Below are 17570 nucleotides of genomic sequence, written 5' to 3'. Positions count from 1 at the left end.
TTATTTATAGTTATTTATAGTTATTTATAGTTGTTTATAGTGATTTAAAGTACTTCAAAGTAGTGATTCTGAGTATTAAAGGGGTGTCAGTATGGCAAGGATTGCTCAGTAGTCCAAATACGGATACAAAACAGTTCAAAACTAGATCACATATCGTTCAAGCCCATATCGTTCAAATCCCACATTGTTTAAAACCCAATTCCCCTTCCTGAGCTAACGGGATAATGATGCAAGGCTCACGGGAAACATGTGCGAATCCGCCGCTGTAGACGGGAAAAACCGGCAAGCTTTACGCCTCCCGGTCCATCATTTATTTATCTGACTCATTCGCCTTCCTGTTGCGGCAAAAGCGCTATTTGGAATCCGGCACTTCTGCTGGCAGCAGGTCCTGGCAGGCCCGTTCAAGGTAGGGCTTCGCTCCGAGGAAATTCCGGAACGCGACATATTCCTGCCACAGCTTCTCCCGCTCGCCGGCGGAGCCGGTTACGGCACGGATCAAAATGTTTTTCGGCGTATGCTCCATGTCGATAAATTCCAGCAGCTGCGTCTTGTAGCCCATCAGATCCAGCAGCTTGGCGCGGATGGCGTCGGTTGCCAGTGCCGAGAAACGCTCCTTGAGTATGCCGTGGGACAACAGCGGCTCCATCACGGGACTGTTCACCTGCTGGAACAGCTCATGCTGGCAGCACGGAACCGACAGAATGACGGAGGCGCCCCAGCGCACCGCCTTTTCGAGTGCTGCATCCGTTGCCGTATCACAAGCATGCAGCGTGACGACCATGTCGACCTGCTCCAGTTCATCATATTCCGCAATGTCGCCGACAAGAAACTGCAAATTGTCATAGTTCAGCTTTTTCGCCAGCAGACTGCAGTGTTCGATTACATCCGCCTTGAGATCCAATCCGACAACATTCAGCGTCCGGCGAGACTGAATCGCCAAATAATGATAGAGGGCAAAGGTCAGGTACGATTTGCCGCAGCCGAAATCGACAATCGTGAGCGGACGATCCTCAGGCAGATGAGGAAGCACATCCTCAACCATCTCCAGAAAGCGATTGATTTGCTTGAACTTGTCGTACCGGCGGGCAAACACCTTGCCGTCCTCGTTCATAATGCCGAGCTCGACCAGGAATGGAACCGGCATGCCTTCCTCCAAAATATAAGTTTTCTTGCGGTTATGCGCCAAATCCGGCTTCGATTTGGTTGGTGATTTGGTCAAGATGGAGACTTTGTATTTTTTCGAGATCAGCACCTGGTAGTCCGCATCGGGAGTAAAAATGACCGCCTGACGGAATATGTTCTCGAACATGTCGATCAGAAGGCTTTCTGCCTCTTCACTGGCCACGTTCTGATGTGTCACCTTGTTCGCCGAGTAGTAGGCAAATTGGTAATGAAGCTTGTTTTTCAGCTCGACCGGCTTGACGGTCACCTTGGTATAATCAATTCCTTCGCGCTTGCGAAGCTGACTTAATGTTGCCGTAATCAACGCGTTGTCATTCATGATGTGATGGATAAGTTTTCTCAGTGATTCCAAGAGGTACATCTCGCTTTCTTCAATTGATAGTAAAACCAAGTGCAGTGGGTCACGTGCCAGTGTAGACCATTCTACAAACCTATAGACAATAGTGCTGTCCCGTAGACGATCTCCTATAGACTATAATCCCGTAGACAATATCCCATAGACGATATTCTACAGCGATGTTCTGCAGACGATATCCTACAGGCGGGCGATATTCTATACTGTATACTCTGTGCGCTACACACTATATGCTGTCCGCATACTGCCGATCCAACTCTGCCATCCCTTCATATACTTCATCAAGGGGCAAGCCACCCCGCTCCAGTTCTTCAGGCTCCAATTGAAGCAGCCGCTGGTAAAACTGACGCGCTTCATCAGGGGCCATCCCGTTCTGGTCAAGAAGGCGGTACAGTGTATTTTCCGCCTCGGCGAAGTCCCCCTCTTGCTCCGTATATGTAAAATACAGCCGTTCCACAGATACCGGCATGGCATAAGCACGCAGCTTGTCCCTTACATCCGCAATTCGTTGCGGCAGTCCAAGCAGCTTGCGGTCAGCACCGTGCAGAATCGCGGTCAAATACAGCTCCAGCACCTTGGTAAGATGAAGCACAGCCTCTTCTTCACGGCCCATGTCCATCAGAATATCCGCCTCTTCCTCCAGCATCCTTGCTGCACTTTGCAGACTGTCTGCATCCAGAAAGCCTTGATTATGGAAGAGCTTTTCAATATCGGAAGCCGACAGCGAACCAAGCAGCTTGGAATTGAGACGAAATTGCCGCCGGAGCAGATCCTCCACCTTCTGCAGAGCCTCGGTATGCTTGCGTTCCTGCTTGAGCCTGAATACATGTGCAATCAGCTTGGTCATGTCCTCAACGAGACGAACAAGATAATCCCTGCGATACATCCTCTTGTCCCCTTCCTCACCTAGCATGCTTTTTCTATGTTTAGATTGTAGGCGATTCAACACCATAATTCCAGTCGCCCCGTTCTGCGGAAGCGAGCCCCAGGCAGCACACCCCGGCGTTCTTCCGGGGGCGCTGTTAGCTTCCATCCAGCGATTTCCACCCACACACAGAAAAGATCAGCCAGAGCCTTCTGACTGATCTAATAAATACACGAGCTATGTTCTTCTACAACAAGCTACCTTCAGCTGCAACAAGCTACCTTAAGCTACAATAAGCTTCCTTAAGCTGCAACAAGCTTCCTTTAGCTGCAACAAGCTTCCTTTAGCTGCAACAAGCTTCCTTTAGCTGCAACAAGCTACCTACAGCTGCAACAAGCTTCCTTTAGCTGCAACAAGCTACCTACAGCTGCAACAAGCTATCTCTTATTTCCATCTGCAACGAACTATCTTCATTTAAGCTCTTGTGTTATTGCACCCAGGTCGCCGCTTATGTAGCTGCGGCAACCTTGTCCATAAACGACCGAATCGCGGTCGCCAGCTTCTCCGGCGCCTCCATCATGCTCATATGTCCCGCACCCTCGATGACCACTTGTGTCACGGGTTCATGATCTGCGGTGAAGGTGCGCTCGACCGGAACCAGTCCGTCCTTCTCGCCAGCTACCAGCAGAATCGGAAGCACTGAAGCATTCAGTACGGCCCGGCGATCCGGGCGCTCTCGCATCGCCATCGCCGCCCCAGCCGCTCCTTGCGGTGGCGTAAGGTATCCGATCTCCTTGGCGCGCTGAATGCATTCCGGCATCGTCTTCTCGGCACCTTCAGCAAACAGTCCGGGCACGAGCCCGTCGACAAACGCTGTAATGCCATCATTCTGAATGGTGCTGACAGCCTTCAATCTTTTCTCCTTCGCTTCCTCCGAGTCCGGATAAGCCGTGGAGTGGATAAGACCGAAGCCCTTCAGACGCGCAGCATAGCGCTGGGCAAAAGACAGCGCAATGTACCCGCCAAGCGAATGGCCCAGCAGTACCGCGGAAGGGATGCCAAGCTCATCCATCAAATGCAGAACATCATCTGCCATTTGCTCAATCGTATAAGGGCCGACAGGTGCATCCGAGCGCCCATGTCCCCGCAGATCCGGCACGATGACTCTGAAGCCGGCCAGATGCGGGAGAACCTGCTCCCAGTAAGCGGAGCTGCCGCAGAAGCCATGCAAAAGAATCAGCGGCTGGCCTTGGCCTTGATCTACATAACATATCGTGCTTCCGTTGCACTGTACTTTTTCCATAACGTTACCTTCTTTCTACCTGCGATAATAGAATGATGTCTATTAAACCGAAACAGCAATATTGAAACGCTTTAGTGCTCGCTTGCAAGCCCGAAAGCGGCGGCGGCCGACCTGGCAATCTCGGCGGCCATCGTCATCACCTGATGCAAGGACGTGACCTGAAGCGTCCAGTAAGGTTTCGGACCGTGAACGTTGACCACTGCCGCCAGGCTGTAATCTCCGACAGCCGGCAGCTTCTCGCCGACCGATTGACCTGGCCGGAGCGCCCCGTTCGAGACCAGATAATGCCCTACGGATGAAGGATGACCGAGACAGGCATCGATGGCAATCAGCACTTGTCCTTGAGGAACTGCCTTCAGCCGCGTCTCCAGATTGCGCGCATCACAAGGCTCCGGCATCGTCCCAATCACATGGGGAAACCCGCATTCCAGCAGCTTGCTTCCGGTAAGGGGCCCGAGTGCATCGCCGGTGGACCGGTCGGTTCCAATACAGACAAACGTGACTTGATCCGGCTTATAGCGACTGGAAATCTCCATAAAAAATTGCTGCAGACGAGCTCCTGACATTTTGACAGCAGCTTCTCCCCGAACAGCTTCCACAGATTGGCTCATTACGCCCTCCTCTCTCCATGTTCGCACTCATTATATTAAAATGTTCTGTAATAGAAATGGGATTCACCTGATTTTAACCTAAGGCTGCCCGATCTGGCAAAAATATTGGTCTGAGCGGCAAAGAGCATGGTACAATACATGAGGATAATCCGGGTAGAGAGGATGGTGGTACCCCAATGGATCTCAATGAGAAAAGCCAAGCAAACGTCGAATATATGATTGAATCGATCAAATCCAAGCTGCGGATGGCTTCAGCAGCAGCCATGCAGGCTTCAGCATTCTCTGTCAACCATTATGATGATATTCGCGATCTGTATGATATGGTGATTGGCAAGGACAATCTGAGCATATCGGAAGTGGAAGCTGTTGTATCTGAGCTCGGCCGACTTCGCGGATAGGCACACATCTGCAGCCCGGCATCCCTGACACCGATTCATAGCGAATAAGCGATGCCACACTGCATCATCAATGGCCTTCACAGGACAAAGCCCCCGAAGAGCTCTAGCGGAATCACCGCCTGAGCTCTTCGGGGGCTTATTGCACTCCTGTTCCGGTTAGCGATGAAGGCACATGAATCTAAGGCAAGTCAATCGCGATCCATTCAGAGGCACCTTCCGCAGCAATTCCCTTTACTTGAATCTCCTTGCATTGGTGTATGCGGGCGGTGTCCCCGGATGAAAGCTGATATACGCCTTCATCGGTCGTCACTTCGACGTTCCCGTTCACCACATATAAGTGCACTCTTCGTCCCTCCGCGACGGAGTGACTGACACGGCCTCCGGTTTCCAATATCGTGCTGTATAATCTGGCATCCAGTTGAAGGGTTGCTCCGGATTCCCCCTTGACGCCCGAGGCGACCGGAAACAGCTGATTCAGCCGCTGCTCTCTTGAGAACTCGGCGTAATGATGGGTCGGCTCCTGGCCAAGCTCTTCCGGCAAGAGCCACAGCTGAAGATAACGAACCGACCTGGTTTCGTCCTCATTTTTCTGCGTATGGGCTACCCCCGTACCGGTGTTGACCACGTAGACGGAGCCTGGCCCCAGTTCGATCCGCTCGCCTGTATCATCTTCATAGGAAAGCGTCCCGTCCAAAACAAAGTACACCATGATCAAATCATGATGGTAGCTGCGCTCCATCCGCTGCTTCGGTTCCAATACATATTCATTATGCGCGAGCAGACTGCCAAAAAACTCGTTATGCGGATCCTCATATTCCCCAAACGAAAAGCTGAATTCCCCGTGAATTCCTCCGTTATGCACAGTATGTCTCTCGGCAGATGTCATCACTTTAATCATGACCTTTCACCTCCGCGTTTTATGTACTACATACCCCTGCCCTTTTGCTTCTAATCAACATGATAGATATGCCCGTTCCCTGTACCGAATCGGGAGCGTTACCTTCCGAATTCAGTGGGACACAGCGCTGTGTCCGCCCTCAAAGAACCGCGCGGGACGGCGCTCATTCACGTAAAGGCTGTTGTTTCAGGACGATGTCATTCGTTTAAATACGAGATAAGCAAGCCCGCACGACAATCAAAGCTCTGAATAAGGAGGCGATAGAAATGTGGGGAGTTATAATCACCATCGTTATGGCCATCATTATCGGAATTATCGGCGACGCTCTGGCCGGTCATAATATGCCGGGCGGCATCATCGGTGCCATGATCGCCGGTTTCGTCGGCGCATGGGTCGGCACCTGGTTGTTCGGCGCGTGGGGGCCTGAGATTGGCGGATTCGCCATCCTTCCGGCGATTCTAGGAACTGCACTCTTCGTGTTCCTTCTTGGATTTGTCGCCCGAATGCTCAGACGTGCTGCTTAAATCGCAACCAAGTTACCCGAAGGAACAGCTTTCTTATCATGATATAAAAAATAAGGAGTGTGAACATTATGAGCAACATGGAACAGGAATACCAACAAGGCGGATCCTCTTTTCTGAAAGGAGCGTTTATCGGTGCGCTGGTCGGAGCGGCGGCGGCCCTGCTCTTTGCTCCTAAGCCGGGACGCGAGCTGCGCGGGGATCTGTCCGACAAGCTGGCGGTTGTGTCGGATAAAACGAAGGAGGTCTGCAGCACGGTCGGCACCAAAGCAACGGAGATTGCCAAAACCGTGTCCAACAAAGCCTCTGATGTTATGTCCACGGTCAGTGAGAGCCGGGATCAGATCATGTCCACTGTGAAGGAAGCGGCAGCTGATGTATCCCACGAGGCAACCCGAGCTTCGAAAGATGTGAAGGATCAAGCAGCTGACGCCACCACGGACGTTGCCCAAGAGTTGAAACAGACGCCTAACCATTAATTCGCTCAATTGAGGTATTAAACGACTCTAGCCAGCTTACTCAGCTGGCTATTTTCACGACTGTCAGATGATGGAACGATTTCGCAACCAACTTGACATTACAATAGAAAGAGGGGAATTGCCATGAGTAAGGTCAATCCTTATCCAGGCCATAGCGCGCCTTCCGATCGCGGAATGAAGCGGGATGACTCACGCTCTCGCCAGCTTCGCAGCCGTGAGCACACTGGTTCTGACACCGAGCAAGATCAGCGGAAGCTCGATGAACGAGAGGCCCAATTGAATGAGCATCCATTCGAGCTGCGGCATGAGGTGAGGCGGCTGAATACTCGCCTTGATTCCATAGCCGAAACGCTGGAGAAATCGCAGATGAAAGATATGATCGAAAACTACATGAATCCAAAAAAACGGATCATTGCCAATCTCACCGCCGGTCTCGCACGGGGACTTGGCCTGACCCTCGGTACGGCGCTCGTGCTCGGTCTGCTCGGTTACTTCCTCAGCCTGTTTGTGGATATGCCGATGATTGGTGACTTTATTTCCGATTTGCAGGGCTATGTCCAGCAGTCCAGATAATCGCGCATTCCTTGATCCGTCATTTGTCCTGATACACACGAGGCCCGAAATCTCTTTGACTGCATGTGAGATTCCGGGCCTTTTGTATGTATGGCCTATATATTTTTGTTCTTCGATTTGACTTTAAGCAAATCTCCTGTCCATCCCTTTGCCCTCATCCATAGATACGTTCCCGCTGTACATAACAGCGTAAAAATCATAACCGACGCGAAACCCCAACCGACATGAATGACCGGCAGATTCTCAAAGTTCATCCCCCAGATCGCCCCGACTACCGTCGCCGGCGTGAAAATGACGGTCATGATCGTCAACGTCTTCATAATCTCGTTGCCCCGGAATCCGGATATCGCATCATCGATCGATACAAGTGCTTCAATCTCGCGTTCATAATGGCGCAGCAGCTTCTCCATCCGCTCCACCCGATATAACAGATGATGAAACGGACGGCTTTGCTCCAGTTCGTCATGATAGCCTTCCTTCGCCGCAGCGATGAATTCCTGAAACGGAATGAACAGGTTGCTCCAATCCAGCAACTCATAGCGGGCTGTCAGGATTTGATCCATCAGGGTGCGCCGGTTCCTCGTCCGCATGTCTTCTTCAACCGCGCGCAGGTTCACTTCGAACCGATCCATTCCGGCATGATAATAATGCAGGATGGCTCTCGCCAGAACACACATCCCGTCAATCGGCCTCTGGCATTGATGAAGCATCGATATGCGGTCGGCTGCAAGCATCGTCCTGCGTGTATCCTCATCCAGATTCAGGGTAATCAGCACGTGTCGGTCCACGTGGAAATAAAACTGTTTCAGCTCCCTCTTCTCGGTATCCTCGGAAGTCACTCTGTATAGAAGAGCGCCGGCGATGACAGGCTCCACCCCTTCCTCGAACCGGACCGACAAATAATTCCGATCCAGCAGCGATGGCGCCTTATCCAGCCAGTCCTCCGTCGCCGGATAACGTGTACGCAGCTCGCCAAGGAGCGGAGAGTCCCATTTCCGGGCACGAATGTCATGCCATTCCCACCCTCCTGCGAGCGAATATATGTCCTGCCCTTCTTTCATATGAGGTTCAAGCATGGTGTTGTTCACTCCTTTCCTCGGCGGCGCACGGAATATCCCATGATTTGCCTTCAAAAAAAGCACGCCAATCCCTTATTATCGGAATAGCGTGCATATGTACCTCATGATCTCCTAGCAAGAAAGCTTGTCCGTTCCTGATTAATACAATGAGTTCGACATAATCTGTTTTAGTTTCTCGGTTGCCCGTTTCTGAATACGGGACACGCTCATCTGTGATACGCCGAGCTTTTGGGCGATGGCGCGTTGGGACTGTCCTTCCTGGAATGCGAGCAACAGCACTTTCTGCTCCTGTTCCTTCAACTGGCTCATCGCCTGCTGGAGGTCCATTCTCTTTTCGACAGAATCAAAATCGTCCACATCCGAGCTGATCAGTTCACCCAGCGTGGCCCCGGTCTCTTCCTGAGACAGCGGTGAATCCAGGGAGACATAATGGTAGCACTCGCGTCCGGCCAGCACTTCAACTGTCTCCTCCACGGACAGATCCAAATAATCGGCGATTTCCTTAACATCCGGGGACCGTTCAAGCTTGACCATTAGTTCGTCAATCGCTTGCTGTACTAGAGCGCCCTTCTCTTTAATCCGTCTTGGCACTTGAATGTACCAGGACTTGTCGCGGAGAAAATTTTTCATATGGCCGATCATGCTTTTCATCGCATACGGTTCAAACGGAATACCCAAGCTGATGTCGTATTGCTGAAGCAAACGAATCAATGCCATTTGCCCCACTTGATAAAGATCCTCATATAGATCCGGACGGTTTCGGGCAATTTTGCCCGCAGCCATCTTGACCATAGGCTCATATTTCTGGATGAGAACGGTAGCAATCTCATTGTCTTTCGTTTCCTGATACTGACGTATCAGACTAACCGCTTCATCTCTGGACTCTGGGGGAGTCACTTTATCATTCATACATGCTCCTCGCTTCTTGCAAGTCGCTTGATGAGCGTGACCACGGTTCCCTTTCCAGTCACATTGGTCACGTTGACCTCATCCATGAGAGCCTCCATCAAATAAAAGCCCAGGCCTCCAACTTGCACCTCATTGAGATCTTTATCATGGAGCGTTCGGTTTCCGGCCGTTCCCACACCGTCGAAACTCTCCCCTTCGTCTCTGACCGTAATGGACAATGACTCACCGGCTACTTCAAACACAACCTCGACCATTCCGCCTTTCTGTCCGTATGCATATAGCACCGAGTTGTTACAGGCTTCCGACACCGCCACCTTCATATCCTCAATCTCTTCATACGAGAAACCCATCTTCGAGGCAATCCCGTATAAATTCAACCTCACAATATCCACATATTCGGCACTGGCAGGCAAACTTAGCGTAACTCTTTGTACTTCTGAATTCATTCTTTTCGATCCTTTCCTATTGGGAATTCTTCTGTGCTTGAAAGAACTTCGCAATACCCGTCATATCAAACAGCTTTTGAATTTGCGCAGGAACCTCTTCCACAGCAAAATTTGCCTTCATCCCATGTCTGGCTTTCAAGATCGACAGAAGAATACCAATTCCTGTACTGTCAATGTATGTCAATTCCTTCATGTTGACGATCAGATCAATTTCCGAATTGCCGACCAAAGGCTCCATCACCAGGCGAAAATCAGGAGCAACGGACAAATCCAGTTCGCCGCTCAAATATACTGTGCTTCCACCTTCGCTCATCTTCGTTGTGGCATTGAATTTATCGTTGGTTTTTGTATTCATAGATACTCTCTCCCGAAATTTGTTTTCCCTACAAATTAACCCGTTATGGGGCAGATTGAAACAACTTAGCAACGAATCAGCCACTATCAATTATTGGCAATTCTCAACCATGGTTTATCCTGATCGCAGGGGCATCCTCCTGCCACTCCCGAAGCTTGGGATAACCGTAACGGGCCAGCATATGACGGACACCGCCAATATTGACCGGCTTGCTTATATAGTCGTTCATTCCCGCATCCAGACAGCGCTTCTGTATCCCTTCCATCACATTGGCTGTCATGGCGATGATCACGGGAGGATGATCCTGGAGTTCCGGCAACCTGCGAATGGAGCGTGTCGCTTCCAGCCCATCCATAACCGGCATTTGCAGGTCCATAAAAATAATATCATAGCGTTTCGAGCCCGAAACGAGGTCCACCGCTTCCTGGCCATCCTGGGCAACATCCGCCCCGAGACCCAGCCTGTCCATCATGCTGACCATCAGCTTCTGATTCACCGGATGGTCATCGACGACGAGAATGCTCGGGGTTTGGCCGCCATGGACACTGAATTTCTCCAGCTGCAGATCCTCCTGCGGGTGAATACTCTCCTCGGCATAAGCCTGAACCTGAATCGTAAAGACAAAGGTAGCTCCCTGCTCCTCCACCGATTCCACACTGATCTCCCCGCCCATCATCTGCACCAAGGATTTACAAATGGCAAGTCCCAGTCCGGTCCCCCCATACTTTCGTGTCATGGAGGAATCCAGCTGGGAGAACGGCTTGAACAGTCGGTCCAGCTTATCCGGCGATATGCCAATCCCCGTATCCTTCACGGTGAATTTAAGCGTAAGCCGCTCTTCTTCGCTGTCTGCAAGGGAGACGAGCAAATATACGCCGCCCTTGTTCGTAAATTTGACCGCATTGGATACAAGATTCATCAATACTTGGCGCAGTCGGCCCATATCGCCGTACAGCATGCTTGGAATTTGCTCTTCAATAGAATAGGAAAACTCCAGCTGTTTCTTGGAAGCCTCAGCCGAAAACAAGCCAAAGACCTCCTGGATGCAAGGCTTCAGTTCGAACGGATACTCTTCCAGCTCCATCTTGCCAGACTCCATCTTGGAGAAATCGAGGATGTCGTTAATGATGTTGACCAGCGCATCCGCGCTGCCCCGAATAATGCGGGCATACTCCCGCTGCTCCTCCTCCAGATCACTCTCCATCAGCAGGTCAATCATACCGATCACTCCATTCATGGGTGTCCGGATTTCATGACTCATCATGGCCAGGAATTCGGTCTTGGCCTTGGCGGCAATCTCGGCCGCTTCCTTGGCCTGAACCAACTCTTGGTTGATGCGCTCAAGCTCCAGTGTTTTTTGCTGAAGGAGCATCGACTGTGTCTTCAGTCTTTTATTCGTCTGATACATCGCTACAAATCCTTCAATCTTCGATTTCAGGATCTGTGGAATGAAAGGCTTGACCATATAATCGATCGCACCTGCTGAATATCCCGCAAATAAGTGCTCCGCCTCCTTGCTGTTAGCGGAGATGAAGATGATGGGAATATCCTTGGTTCTATCCCTTGCCTTAATCAGCCTTGCGGTTTCAATTCCGTCCATGCCAGGCATCTGTACGTCCAGTACAATGACTGCGAAATCATATTTCAAAATGCACCGCAGCGCTTCCTCCCCCGAGGTTGCCTTGACCAGCGTATAATCCTTGCTGTCCAGGACTGCTTCCAGCGCCAGCAGATTTTCAGGACGGTCATCTACCAACAAGATATGAATCGGTTCGTGAACCCCCATGGAATCCTCCTGTAAAATCCTATTTGATCTTCCGGTATATTTTCTCGGCCCGATCCAGTGTCTCATAGGAATCACTGTAACTGGTGAAGTGAATCGACTCTTTCGAGCCGAGAACCAGAATACCGAAGTGGCTCAGACTTTCATGAAATAGTCCATGTACGTGATCACGAAGCTCATCATTAAAATAGATCATTACATTCCGGCAAAAGATCACGTTAAATTCATTAAAAGAACCGTCTGTCGCCAGGTTGTGTTCCGCAAAAACCATATTCTTTTTCAGAAAAGGCTGAAAAATAACAGAGTTATACTTAGCTGTATAGTATTCGGAGAATGAGCGGGTGCCTCCGGCTTCCAAATAATTCTTGGTGTATTGCTTCATCCGCTTGATGTCGAACACGCCTTCCTTGGCCTGCTGCAGGGAACGGGCGTTCATATCGGTGGCATAAATTCTCGACTTCTCATAGAGGCCTTCCTCATGCAGCAGAATCGCCATCGAGTACACTTCTTCACCTGTCGAGCAGCCGGCGTGCCAAATACGGATGTAGGGATACGTCCGGAGCATCGGGACAACCTTCTGTCTGAACGTTAGGAACAGCTGGGGATCCCGGAACATTTCCGTAATCGGAATCGACAGATTGTAGATGAGCCGCTCGAAGCATGCGCGATCATGGAGCACTTTTTCCAGCAGCGCCGAGATCGTCTGCACACCCTCCGCATGGGCATGATGCCATATTCTCCGCCTCAGTGAAGGGAGCGCGTAATTGCGGAAGTCGTATCCGTAGAAGCGATGGACACCTTCCAGAAGCAGCTCAATTTCAATTTGCTCCAGCTCTTCCCCATGGCTGCCTTCCCACTCTTTCTCATCTGCTCGGCCACTTGATGACATTGTTCTTGCACCGCTTTCCTGAATATTTGATGACTAGATATATTATATTACCCAGATGCAAGAGCTACGAATACAGCCATACTCTCATAAGTGACAGCAGTTGCTCGGTCTGGATCGGCTTCTTCATGTAATCGGAAGCGCCCGCTTCAATACATTTCACCCGGTCTTCCTTCATCGCCTTGGCCGTCAACGCGATAATCGGCAGCTTCTCAAACTCCGGCATCTCGCGAATCCGGCGCATGGCTTCATAACCGTCCATTTCCGGCATCATCATATCCATCAGCACCAGATCGTAATCCGGATTCTTCTGGAGCATTTCGATCGCCTCGCGGCCATTCTCTGCAAACGTGACATCCATATTGTACCCTTCCAGCACGCTGGATAGTGCGAATACATTCCTTATATCGTCATCGACCAGCAGGATCTTCTTACCGTCGAACAGCTCTTCCTTGTTATGAAGCTTCTGCAGTATCTTCCGCTTGTCTTCCGGCAGATTCTCCTCTACCCGGTGCAGGAACAGCGTAGTCTCGTCCAGCAGCCGTTCAGGCGATTTCACGTCTTTGATGATGATCGATTCCGCGTATTTTCTAAGACGCGTCTCTTCCTTCGAATCAAGCTCCTTGCCGGTATAAATAATGATTGGCAGGTCCACCAAGTTCTCATCATCCCGGATCTGGTCAAGCAGATCGAAGCCGGTCATGTCGGTCAGCATTAAATCAAGAACCATACAATCATATCGTTGTTTGCGAAGCTCGATCAACGCCTCTCTGCCGGTCGATACAGCCGTAATGGAAACATCGTCGTGACCGATCAATTCAATAATGGAATGACGCTGAATATCGTCATCCTCCACTATCAGCAGATGCTTCACCGATTTTTCAGTATAGGAGGCGATATGGTTGAAGGCATTCTCCAGCGCCTCACGCGACGATGGCTTCTTCAAATAAGCGATCGCACCCATCATTAATCCCTGCTTCACTTCATCTACAACCGAAATGACATGAACCGGGATGTGCCGTGTGATTGCAGAGCTCTTCAGTTCGCCGAGCACCGACCAGCCATCAATGACCGGAAGCTGAATGTCCAGAATGATGGCATCCGGCTTGTACGTCTGCGCCATCTTCAGGCCGGTATCGCCCTGCAGGGCAACCAATGCCTTGAAGCCGCGGCCTCTGGCCATGTCCAGCAATATGCTGGCGAATTTAACATCATCCTCAATGATCAGAAGCACCTTGTCTGTCGGTCCAAGATCATTGCGGTCATCTTCAAGTTCAATCGGATGCTCCTCCGGCTTAGCCAGCACTCTTGGGGAGATCAATCTAGCCTTCGGCACAATAAGCTCCGCTCTGGCTGACTCCTCAGTTGTTGCAGCGGCTTCCTGAGCCGCGCTTGGTTCCGGAACGGCGGTGAGCGCTGGCAGGAACAGCGTAAAGCTGCTGCCCTTCCCTTCTTCTGTCTCCACCTGAATGCCGCCTCCGAGCAGACGGGACAGCTCACGGCTGATCGACAGGCCAAGCCCGGTTCCGCCGTACTTGCGGCTCGTCGTCCCATCCACCTGCTGGAAGGCCTCGAAGATCAGCTCGGTCTTGTCGGCAGGAATGCCGATGCCTGTATCGATTACCGAGAAGGCGATATAATCGGTATCCCGCTTGAGGAATGAAGGCAGTGCTGCCGGATTGGCCGATTTGACCGCCAGTTCCACAGAGCCGCTGTTCGTGAACTTGAAGGCATTGGACAGCAGGTTCCGCAAAATCTGCTTGATCCGGTGCCCATCGGTTACGATGCTTTCCGGAACACGGTCCTCGATGCGGACATGGAGCTCCAGCTGCTTCCGGGAAGCGACAGGACCAAAGTTCTGGAATACAAACCCTTTAATATCCCGGATATGAACTTCCTCATGATTGATCTCCATCTTGCCGGCATCCACTTTGGACAGGTCCAGAATCTCATCAATCATCTTCAGCAGATCCGCGCCCGACGTATGGATCGTCTGTGCATATTCAATCTGCTTCTGACTCAGATTACCTTCCTTATTCTCCGACAACAGCTGAGACAAAATCAGCAAGCTGTTGAGCGGAGTCCGAAGCTCATGCGACATATTGGCCATAAACTCGGATTTATACTTGGTGGTCATCGACAGCTGAAGTGCCTGTTGTTCCAATTGATGACGAGTACGTTCAAGCTCCTCGTTCTTCTCTTCAACCTCCTGCACCTGTTCTTCCAGCGCGCGGGTCTTGGCCTGCAGCTCGGTATTGTAATGCTCCAGTTCCTCCTGCTGACGCTGCAGCAATTCCTCGGAACGCTTGAGTGCTGCAGTCTGCTCCTCCAGATTTTCGTTGGAGCGACGAAGCTCTTCTTGCTGGGTCTGCAGCTCTTCGGATTGACACTGCAGCTCTTCCGTCAGCGCCTGGGATTCCCGCAGCAATCCTTCGACGCGCAGACGCCCTGTAATATTGTTAACGATAATGCCCAGCGATTGCGTCAGTTGCTGCAGCAGCTGCTCCTGAAGCGGGGAAATCGGCTCAAAGGAAGCAAATTCCACAACGCCCAGCACTTCGTTCTCAAACAGAATCGGATAAATCACAATCATGCCCGGCTTGGATGATCCCCATGCCGAGTGGATGTTCATATAGTCTTCCGGCGCACGTTCCAGCTTGATCGGCTTTTTGTCCAGCGCAGCTTGTCCGACAAGCCCTTCGCCAATCATAAACACATCCTTCGGCTCCTCGCCGCCCTCATGCGCATACGAGCCTTTCATTTCAAGCTTGTTCGGATGCTTGTCCTCCTGCCGGATATAGATAGCCCCGTATCGGCAGCCCAGCACCGGCGTGAACTCACTGATGAAGCGCTGGCCAACTTCTTCAAGCGAATTAATCCCTTCAAGCAGCTCGGTAATCCGGGCCATGTTGGAATTGATCCACGACTGATCTTTTTGCGCTTGGAGATAGGTTTCCTCCACCTTCTGTTTCTCCAGAATGTCCGCAGACAATTCCTTGAACACGCGCGCAACCTCGCCAAATTCATCCTTCGACGGCACCTTGATCCGGCTGATCGCCTTCAGCCTGCCCTCACCGAAGCTTTTCAGCATCAGAGATACCACGTTAATGCCGCGTGTAATGCTTGGCACGATCCACAGAATGACCAGGAATCCGAGCAGAAGACCGCCGCTCATTAAGTAAATGCTCATTTGGATCGAACGCTCATAAGCGGACTGGGCCAACTCAATATCCTCGGCAATTTTCTGATCCTCGTAATCCGCCAGCGCGTTCAGACTGCTCAGCATTTCCTCCTGAACCGCCTGCCCGCTGGTGATGCGAATCCGGTTGGCTTCCTGGATATCGCCAGCCTCCATCAGTTCCAATATGTGATTCTGATAGTCCACATAGCTTCCGACGGCATCATCAATTCGGGCCAAAAACTGCTGTTCCTCCGCACTTGTGACGCTCTGATGAAGTGTCCCATACAGCTCAAAAGCCCGGTCGGTCATACTTTGGATCTCATGTCTGCTCGCCTCGAAATTGTCGACCGTTCCTGTCGCAATCAGATTGGTGAGCGCGCGGGCCATGTTGTTCACTTCGCCCCGCATTTGGCTCGAATCCCTTACTTTCTGATAACGCTCTCCGTATATCGTATCCATCTGATCTCGCATGTAGCTTAATCTGTCGTAGCCGACCATAGTCAGAACGAGCATGAGACCAAGCAAGGTGGAAAAGCCGATGACTAGCTTGCTTCTTAATTTCATGACGCTTGTCCCTCTCCTTTATTTAAGACATACCCATACAAGACATTTATCATCTTCCCGCTCCTCGGACAAGTGGTCTACAAAAAATTGTGCCCTCATCTCCTCTTCTCTCCAGTCATGGGAACCGCCAAGCCGCTCCTGGAGGAAGCTTAGCTTCTCATCGTGTCCGCCGTCGACCAGCTCCAGCAAGCCATCCGTATACATCACCAAATGCCCCTGGCCTTCATAATGGAAGCTCCGCGGCTCCATCTCCTCAATCCGGTCAAACAAGCCGACAGGGCAGCAGCCCTGATCGAGTGTTACTACACTGCCATCCTCCTGGAAAAACAGCGCCGGCGGATGACCCGCATTGACATAATCGACCCGTTTCAATCGAGTATCTACTACTAAATAGATGGCGGTAAAATAATACTGAATGAGCTGCTCCTCAATATGCAGCTGATTAAACCGCCGATTCAATTCCTGGATCACCTTCTCCGGTTCCACGTAGGTCGTTACGGTGTCCTTCAATACCGAGGCGATAAACATGCAAAACAGGGATGAGGATATGCCGTGTCCCATCATATCCAGCAAGATGACACCATACCTGTCTTCACTGATCGGATACCAGGCGTACAAGTCCCCTGCCAGCTCCGCTGACGGCTGATACAGGGCATGAATTTCGACCTGATCGTTCACAATCGGGGAACTGAGCACCGCGTTTTGCACCATCGCCGCCAGCCTCAGCTCATCCTGAACCCGCTGCTCCCGCTCCTTGTGCCAATCTTTCTCATGCTTCAACCGCAGCGCCAGACGGATTCTGGCCATGAGCTCCACCTTGTTGATCGGTTTCGTAACATAGTCCATTGCCCCGGCATCCAGCGCTTCAGCCAGCTTCTTGGAATCGCCAACAGCCGTCACCATAATGATCGGAATATCCTTCAAATGCTCATACTGCTGGACGATCCGGCAAGCCTCGATCCCGTCCATCTCCGGCATCATCATATCCAGCAAAATCAGATCGATCCCGACTCTGCCCGGACGAAGCGCGTCCGTATGATCGCCGATCCCCAGATGCTCCAGCATATCAAGGGCGGAGGAAGCAGCCAGCGTATCCCGGAAGCCTTCCTTTTTCAAAATTTCGCGTATGATAATAACGTTAGTCGGATTGTCGTCTACGATTAATATTTTCATGTTCCGCTC

17 protein-coding genes are annotated in these 17570 nt (G+C 51.2%); 4 read left to right on the top strand and 13 right to left on the bottom strand.

Translation table 11 applies throughout. The features are described from left to right. Window positions 1-352: 352 nt before the first annotated feature. From CHH75_RS16630 to yyaC, 4 genes are all read right to left on the bottom strand, one after another. Window positions 353-1543, bottom strand: coding sequence for a class I SAM-dependent methyltransferase (locus CHH75_RS16630; protein WP_176475597.1), 1191 nt, complete (start codon window positions 1541-1543; stop codon window positions 353-355). A 220-nt stretch (window positions 1544-1763) separates the two neighbouring features. Next, window positions 1764-2570, bottom strand: a complete 807-nt coding sequence (locus CHH75_RS16625; protein WP_255223047.1) for a DUF6483 family protein — start codon at window positions 2568-2570, stop codon at window positions 1764-1766. A 340-nt stretch (window positions 2571-2910) separates the two neighbouring features. Then, a complete protein-coding gene (locus CHH75_RS16620; RefSeq protein WP_095398699.1) occupies window positions 2911-3705 on the bottom strand; it encodes an alpha/beta fold hydrolase in 795 nt (264 codons plus the stop codon). A gap of 71 nt (window positions 3706-3776) precedes the next feature. Then, window positions 3777-4316 (bottom strand): spore protease YyaC, encoded by a 540-nt coding sequence (yyaC, locus tag CHH75_RS16615; RefSeq protein ID WP_095266601.1) that lies wholly within the window; start codon window positions 4314-4316, stop codon window positions 3777-3779. A gap of 176 nt (window positions 4317-4492) precedes the next feature. On the opposite strand from yyaC, the gene CHH75_RS16610 reads away from it, so the two are divergent. Then, the gene (locus CHH75_RS16610) at window positions 4493-4714 is read left to right on the top strand and encodes a DUF1128 domain-containing protein (protein WP_095266600.1); all 222 of its coding nucleotides are present in this window, start codon (window positions 4493-4495) and stop codon (window positions 4712-4714) included. 178 nt (window positions 4715-4892) lie between these two features. Here CHH75_RS16610 and CHH75_RS16605 read toward each other — a convergent pair whose 3' ends face one another. Continuing rightward, window positions 4893-5612: a pirin family protein gene (locus CHH75_RS16605; RefSeq protein WP_095398698.1), complete on the bottom strand. Its 720-nt coding sequence runs from the start codon at window positions 5610-5612 to the stop codon at window positions 4893-4895. A gap of 266 nt (window positions 5613-5878) precedes the next feature. On the opposite strand from CHH75_RS16605, the gene CHH75_RS16600 reads away from it, so the two are divergent. The 3 genes from CHH75_RS16600 (at window position 5879) to CHH75_RS25335 (ending at window position 7185) form a co-directional block, all read left to right on the top strand. Continuing rightward, window positions 5879-6136: a GlsB/YeaQ/YmgE family stress response membrane protein gene (locus tag CHH75_RS16600; RefSeq protein WP_095266598.1), complete on the top strand. Its 258-nt coding sequence runs from the start codon at window positions 5879-5881 to the stop codon at window positions 6134-6136. A gap of 68 nt (window positions 6137-6204) precedes the next feature. Further along, window positions 6205-6612 (top strand): YtxH domain-containing protein, encoded by a 408-nt coding sequence (locus CHH75_RS16595; RefSeq protein WP_095266597.1) that lies wholly within the window; start codon window positions 6205-6207, stop codon window positions 6610-6612. A gap of 123 nt (window positions 6613-6735) precedes the next feature. Then, entirely contained in the window at window positions 6736-7185 is a 450-nt protein-coding gene (locus tag CHH75_RS25335) for a DUF5665 domain-containing protein (protein ID WP_244908246.1), read from the top strand. A 95-nt stretch (window positions 7186-7280) separates the two neighbouring features. Here the strand turns inward: CHH75_RS25335 and CHH75_RS16585 are convergent, their stop codons facing one another. The 8 genes from CHH75_RS16585 to CHH75_RS16550 form a co-directional block, all read right to left on the bottom strand. Continuing rightward, window positions 7281-8261, bottom strand: coding sequence for a magnesium transporter CorA family protein (locus CHH75_RS16585; RefSeq protein ID WP_095266596.1), 981 nt, complete (start codon window positions 8259-8261; stop codon window positions 7281-7283). Between the two features lie 141 nt (window positions 8262-8402). Beyond that, window positions 8403-9173 (bottom strand): sigma-70 family RNA polymerase sigma factor, encoded by a 771-nt coding sequence (locus CHH75_RS16580; protein WP_095266595.1) that lies wholly within the window; start codon window positions 9171-9173, stop codon window positions 8403-8405. Then, the gene (gene rsbW, locus CHH75_RS16575; RefSeq protein WP_095266594.1) at window positions 9170-9619 is read right to left on the bottom strand and encodes an anti-sigma B factor RsbW; all 450 of its coding nucleotides are present in this window, start codon (window positions 9617-9619) and stop codon (window positions 9170-9172) included. Before rsbW ends, CHH75_RS16580 begins: the two co-directional genes overlap by 4 nt. Before the next feature lie 16 nt (window positions 9620-9635). Further along, a complete protein-coding gene (locus tag CHH75_RS16570) occupies window positions 9636-9974 on the bottom strand; it encodes an STAS domain-containing protein (RefSeq protein ID WP_095266593.1) in 339 nt (112 codons plus the stop codon). Window positions 9975-10077: 103 nt separating this feature from the next. Further along, a complete protein-coding gene (locus CHH75_RS16565) occupies window positions 10078-11760 on the bottom strand; it encodes a response regulator (protein ID WP_095266592.1) in 1683 nt (560 codons plus the stop codon). Between the two features lie 19 nt (window positions 11761-11779). Next, window positions 11780-12646, bottom strand: coding sequence for a CheR family methyltransferase (locus CHH75_RS16560; protein WP_095266591.1), 867 nt, complete (start codon window positions 12644-12646; stop codon window positions 11780-11782). Between the two features lie 64 nt (window positions 12647-12710). Next, window positions 12711-16388 carry a response regulator gene (locus CHH75_RS16555; RefSeq protein ID WP_095398697.1) on the bottom strand — a complete coding sequence of 1226 codons (3678 nt, stop codon included), beginning with the start codon at window positions 16386-16388 and terminating at the stop codon, window positions 12711-12713. An 18-nt stretch (window positions 16389-16406) separates the two neighbouring features. Beyond that, window positions 16407-17561, bottom strand: coding sequence for a PP2C family protein-serine/threonine phosphatase (locus CHH75_RS16550; RefSeq protein WP_095266589.1), 1155 nt, complete (start codon window positions 17559-17561; stop codon window positions 16407-16409). Window positions 17562-17570 lie beyond the last annotated feature (9 nt).

The sequence above is a fragment of the Paenibacillus sp. 7541 genome (assembly GCF_002276395.1).
GTDB classification, from domain to species: Bacteria; Bacillota; Bacilli; order Paenibacillales; family Paenibacillaceae; genus Paenibacillus_AQ; species Paenibacillus_AQ campinasensis.
Note: the sequence above shows the minus strand (reverse complement) of the source record. Positions and strands in the feature narration are given on the sequence as shown.

What these genes read in the sequence shown, in the direction of transcription:
- CHH75_RS16630 (WP_176475597.1), bottom strand. Translation starts at nt 1,543, where the DNA reads ATGTACCTCTTGGAATCACTGAGAAAACTTATCCATCACATCATGAAT.
- CHH75_RS16625 (WP_255223047.1), bottom strand. Translation starts at nt 2,570, where the DNA reads ATGGAAGCTAACAGCGCCCCCGGAAGAACGCCGGGGTGTGCTGCCTGG.
- CHH75_RS16620 (WP_095398699.1), bottom strand. Translation starts at nt 3,705, where the DNA reads ATGGAAAAAGTACAGTGCAACGGAAGCACGATATGTTATGTAGATCAA.
- yyaC (WP_095266601.1), bottom strand. Translation starts at nt 4,316, where the DNA reads ATGAGCCAATCTGTGGAAGCTGTTCGGGGAGAAGCTGCTGTCAAAATG.
- CHH75_RS16610 (WP_095266600.1), top strand. Translation starts at nt 4,493, where the DNA reads ATGGATCTCAATGAGAAAAGCCAAGCAAACGTCGAATATATGATTGAA.
- CHH75_RS16605 (WP_095398698.1), bottom strand. Translation starts at nt 5,612, where the DNA reads ATGATTAAAGTGATGACATCTGCCGAGAGACATACTGTGCATAACGGA.
- CHH75_RS16600 (WP_095266598.1), top strand. Translation starts at nt 5,879, where the DNA reads ATGTGGGGAGTTATAATCACCATCGTTATGGCCATCATTATCGGAATT.
- CHH75_RS16595 (WP_095266597.1), top strand. Translation starts at nt 6,205, where the DNA reads ATGAGCAACATGGAACAGGAATACCAACAAGGCGGATCCTCTTTTCTG.
- CHH75_RS25335 (WP_244908246.1), top strand. Translation starts at nt 6,736, where the DNA reads ATGAGTAAGGTCAATCCTTATCCAGGCCATAGCGCGCCTTCCGATCGC.
- CHH75_RS16585 (WP_095266596.1), bottom strand. Translation starts at nt 8,261, where the DNA reads ATGCTTGAACCTCATATGAAAGAAGGGCAGGACATATATTCGCTCGCA.
- CHH75_RS16580 (WP_095266595.1), bottom strand. Translation starts at nt 9,173, where the DNA reads ATGAATGATAAAGTGACTCCCCCAGAGTCCAGAGATGAAGCGGTTAGT.
- rsbW (WP_095266594.1), bottom strand. Translation starts at nt 9,619, where the DNA reads ATGAATTCAGAAGTACAAAGAGTTACGCTAAGTTTGCCTGCCAGTGCC.
- CHH75_RS16570 (WP_095266593.1), bottom strand. Translation starts at nt 9,974, where the DNA reads ATGAATACAAAAACCAACGATAAATTCAATGCCACAACGAAGATGAGC.
- CHH75_RS16565 (WP_095266592.1), bottom strand. Translation starts at nt 11,760, where the DNA reads ATGGGGGTTCACGAACCGATTCATATCTTGTTGGTAGATGACCGTCCT.
- CHH75_RS16560 (WP_095266591.1), bottom strand. Translation starts at nt 12,646, where the DNA reads ATGTCATCAAGTGGCCGAGCAGATGAGAAAGAGTGGGAAGGCAGCCAT.
- CHH75_RS16555 (WP_095398697.1), bottom strand. Translation starts at nt 16,388, where the DNA reads ATGAAATTAAGAAGCAAGCTAGTCATCGGCTTTTCCACCTTGCTTGGT.
- CHH75_RS16550 (WP_095266589.1), bottom strand. Translation starts at nt 17,561, where the DNA reads ATGAAAATATTAATCGTAGACGACAATCCGACTAACGTTATTATCATA.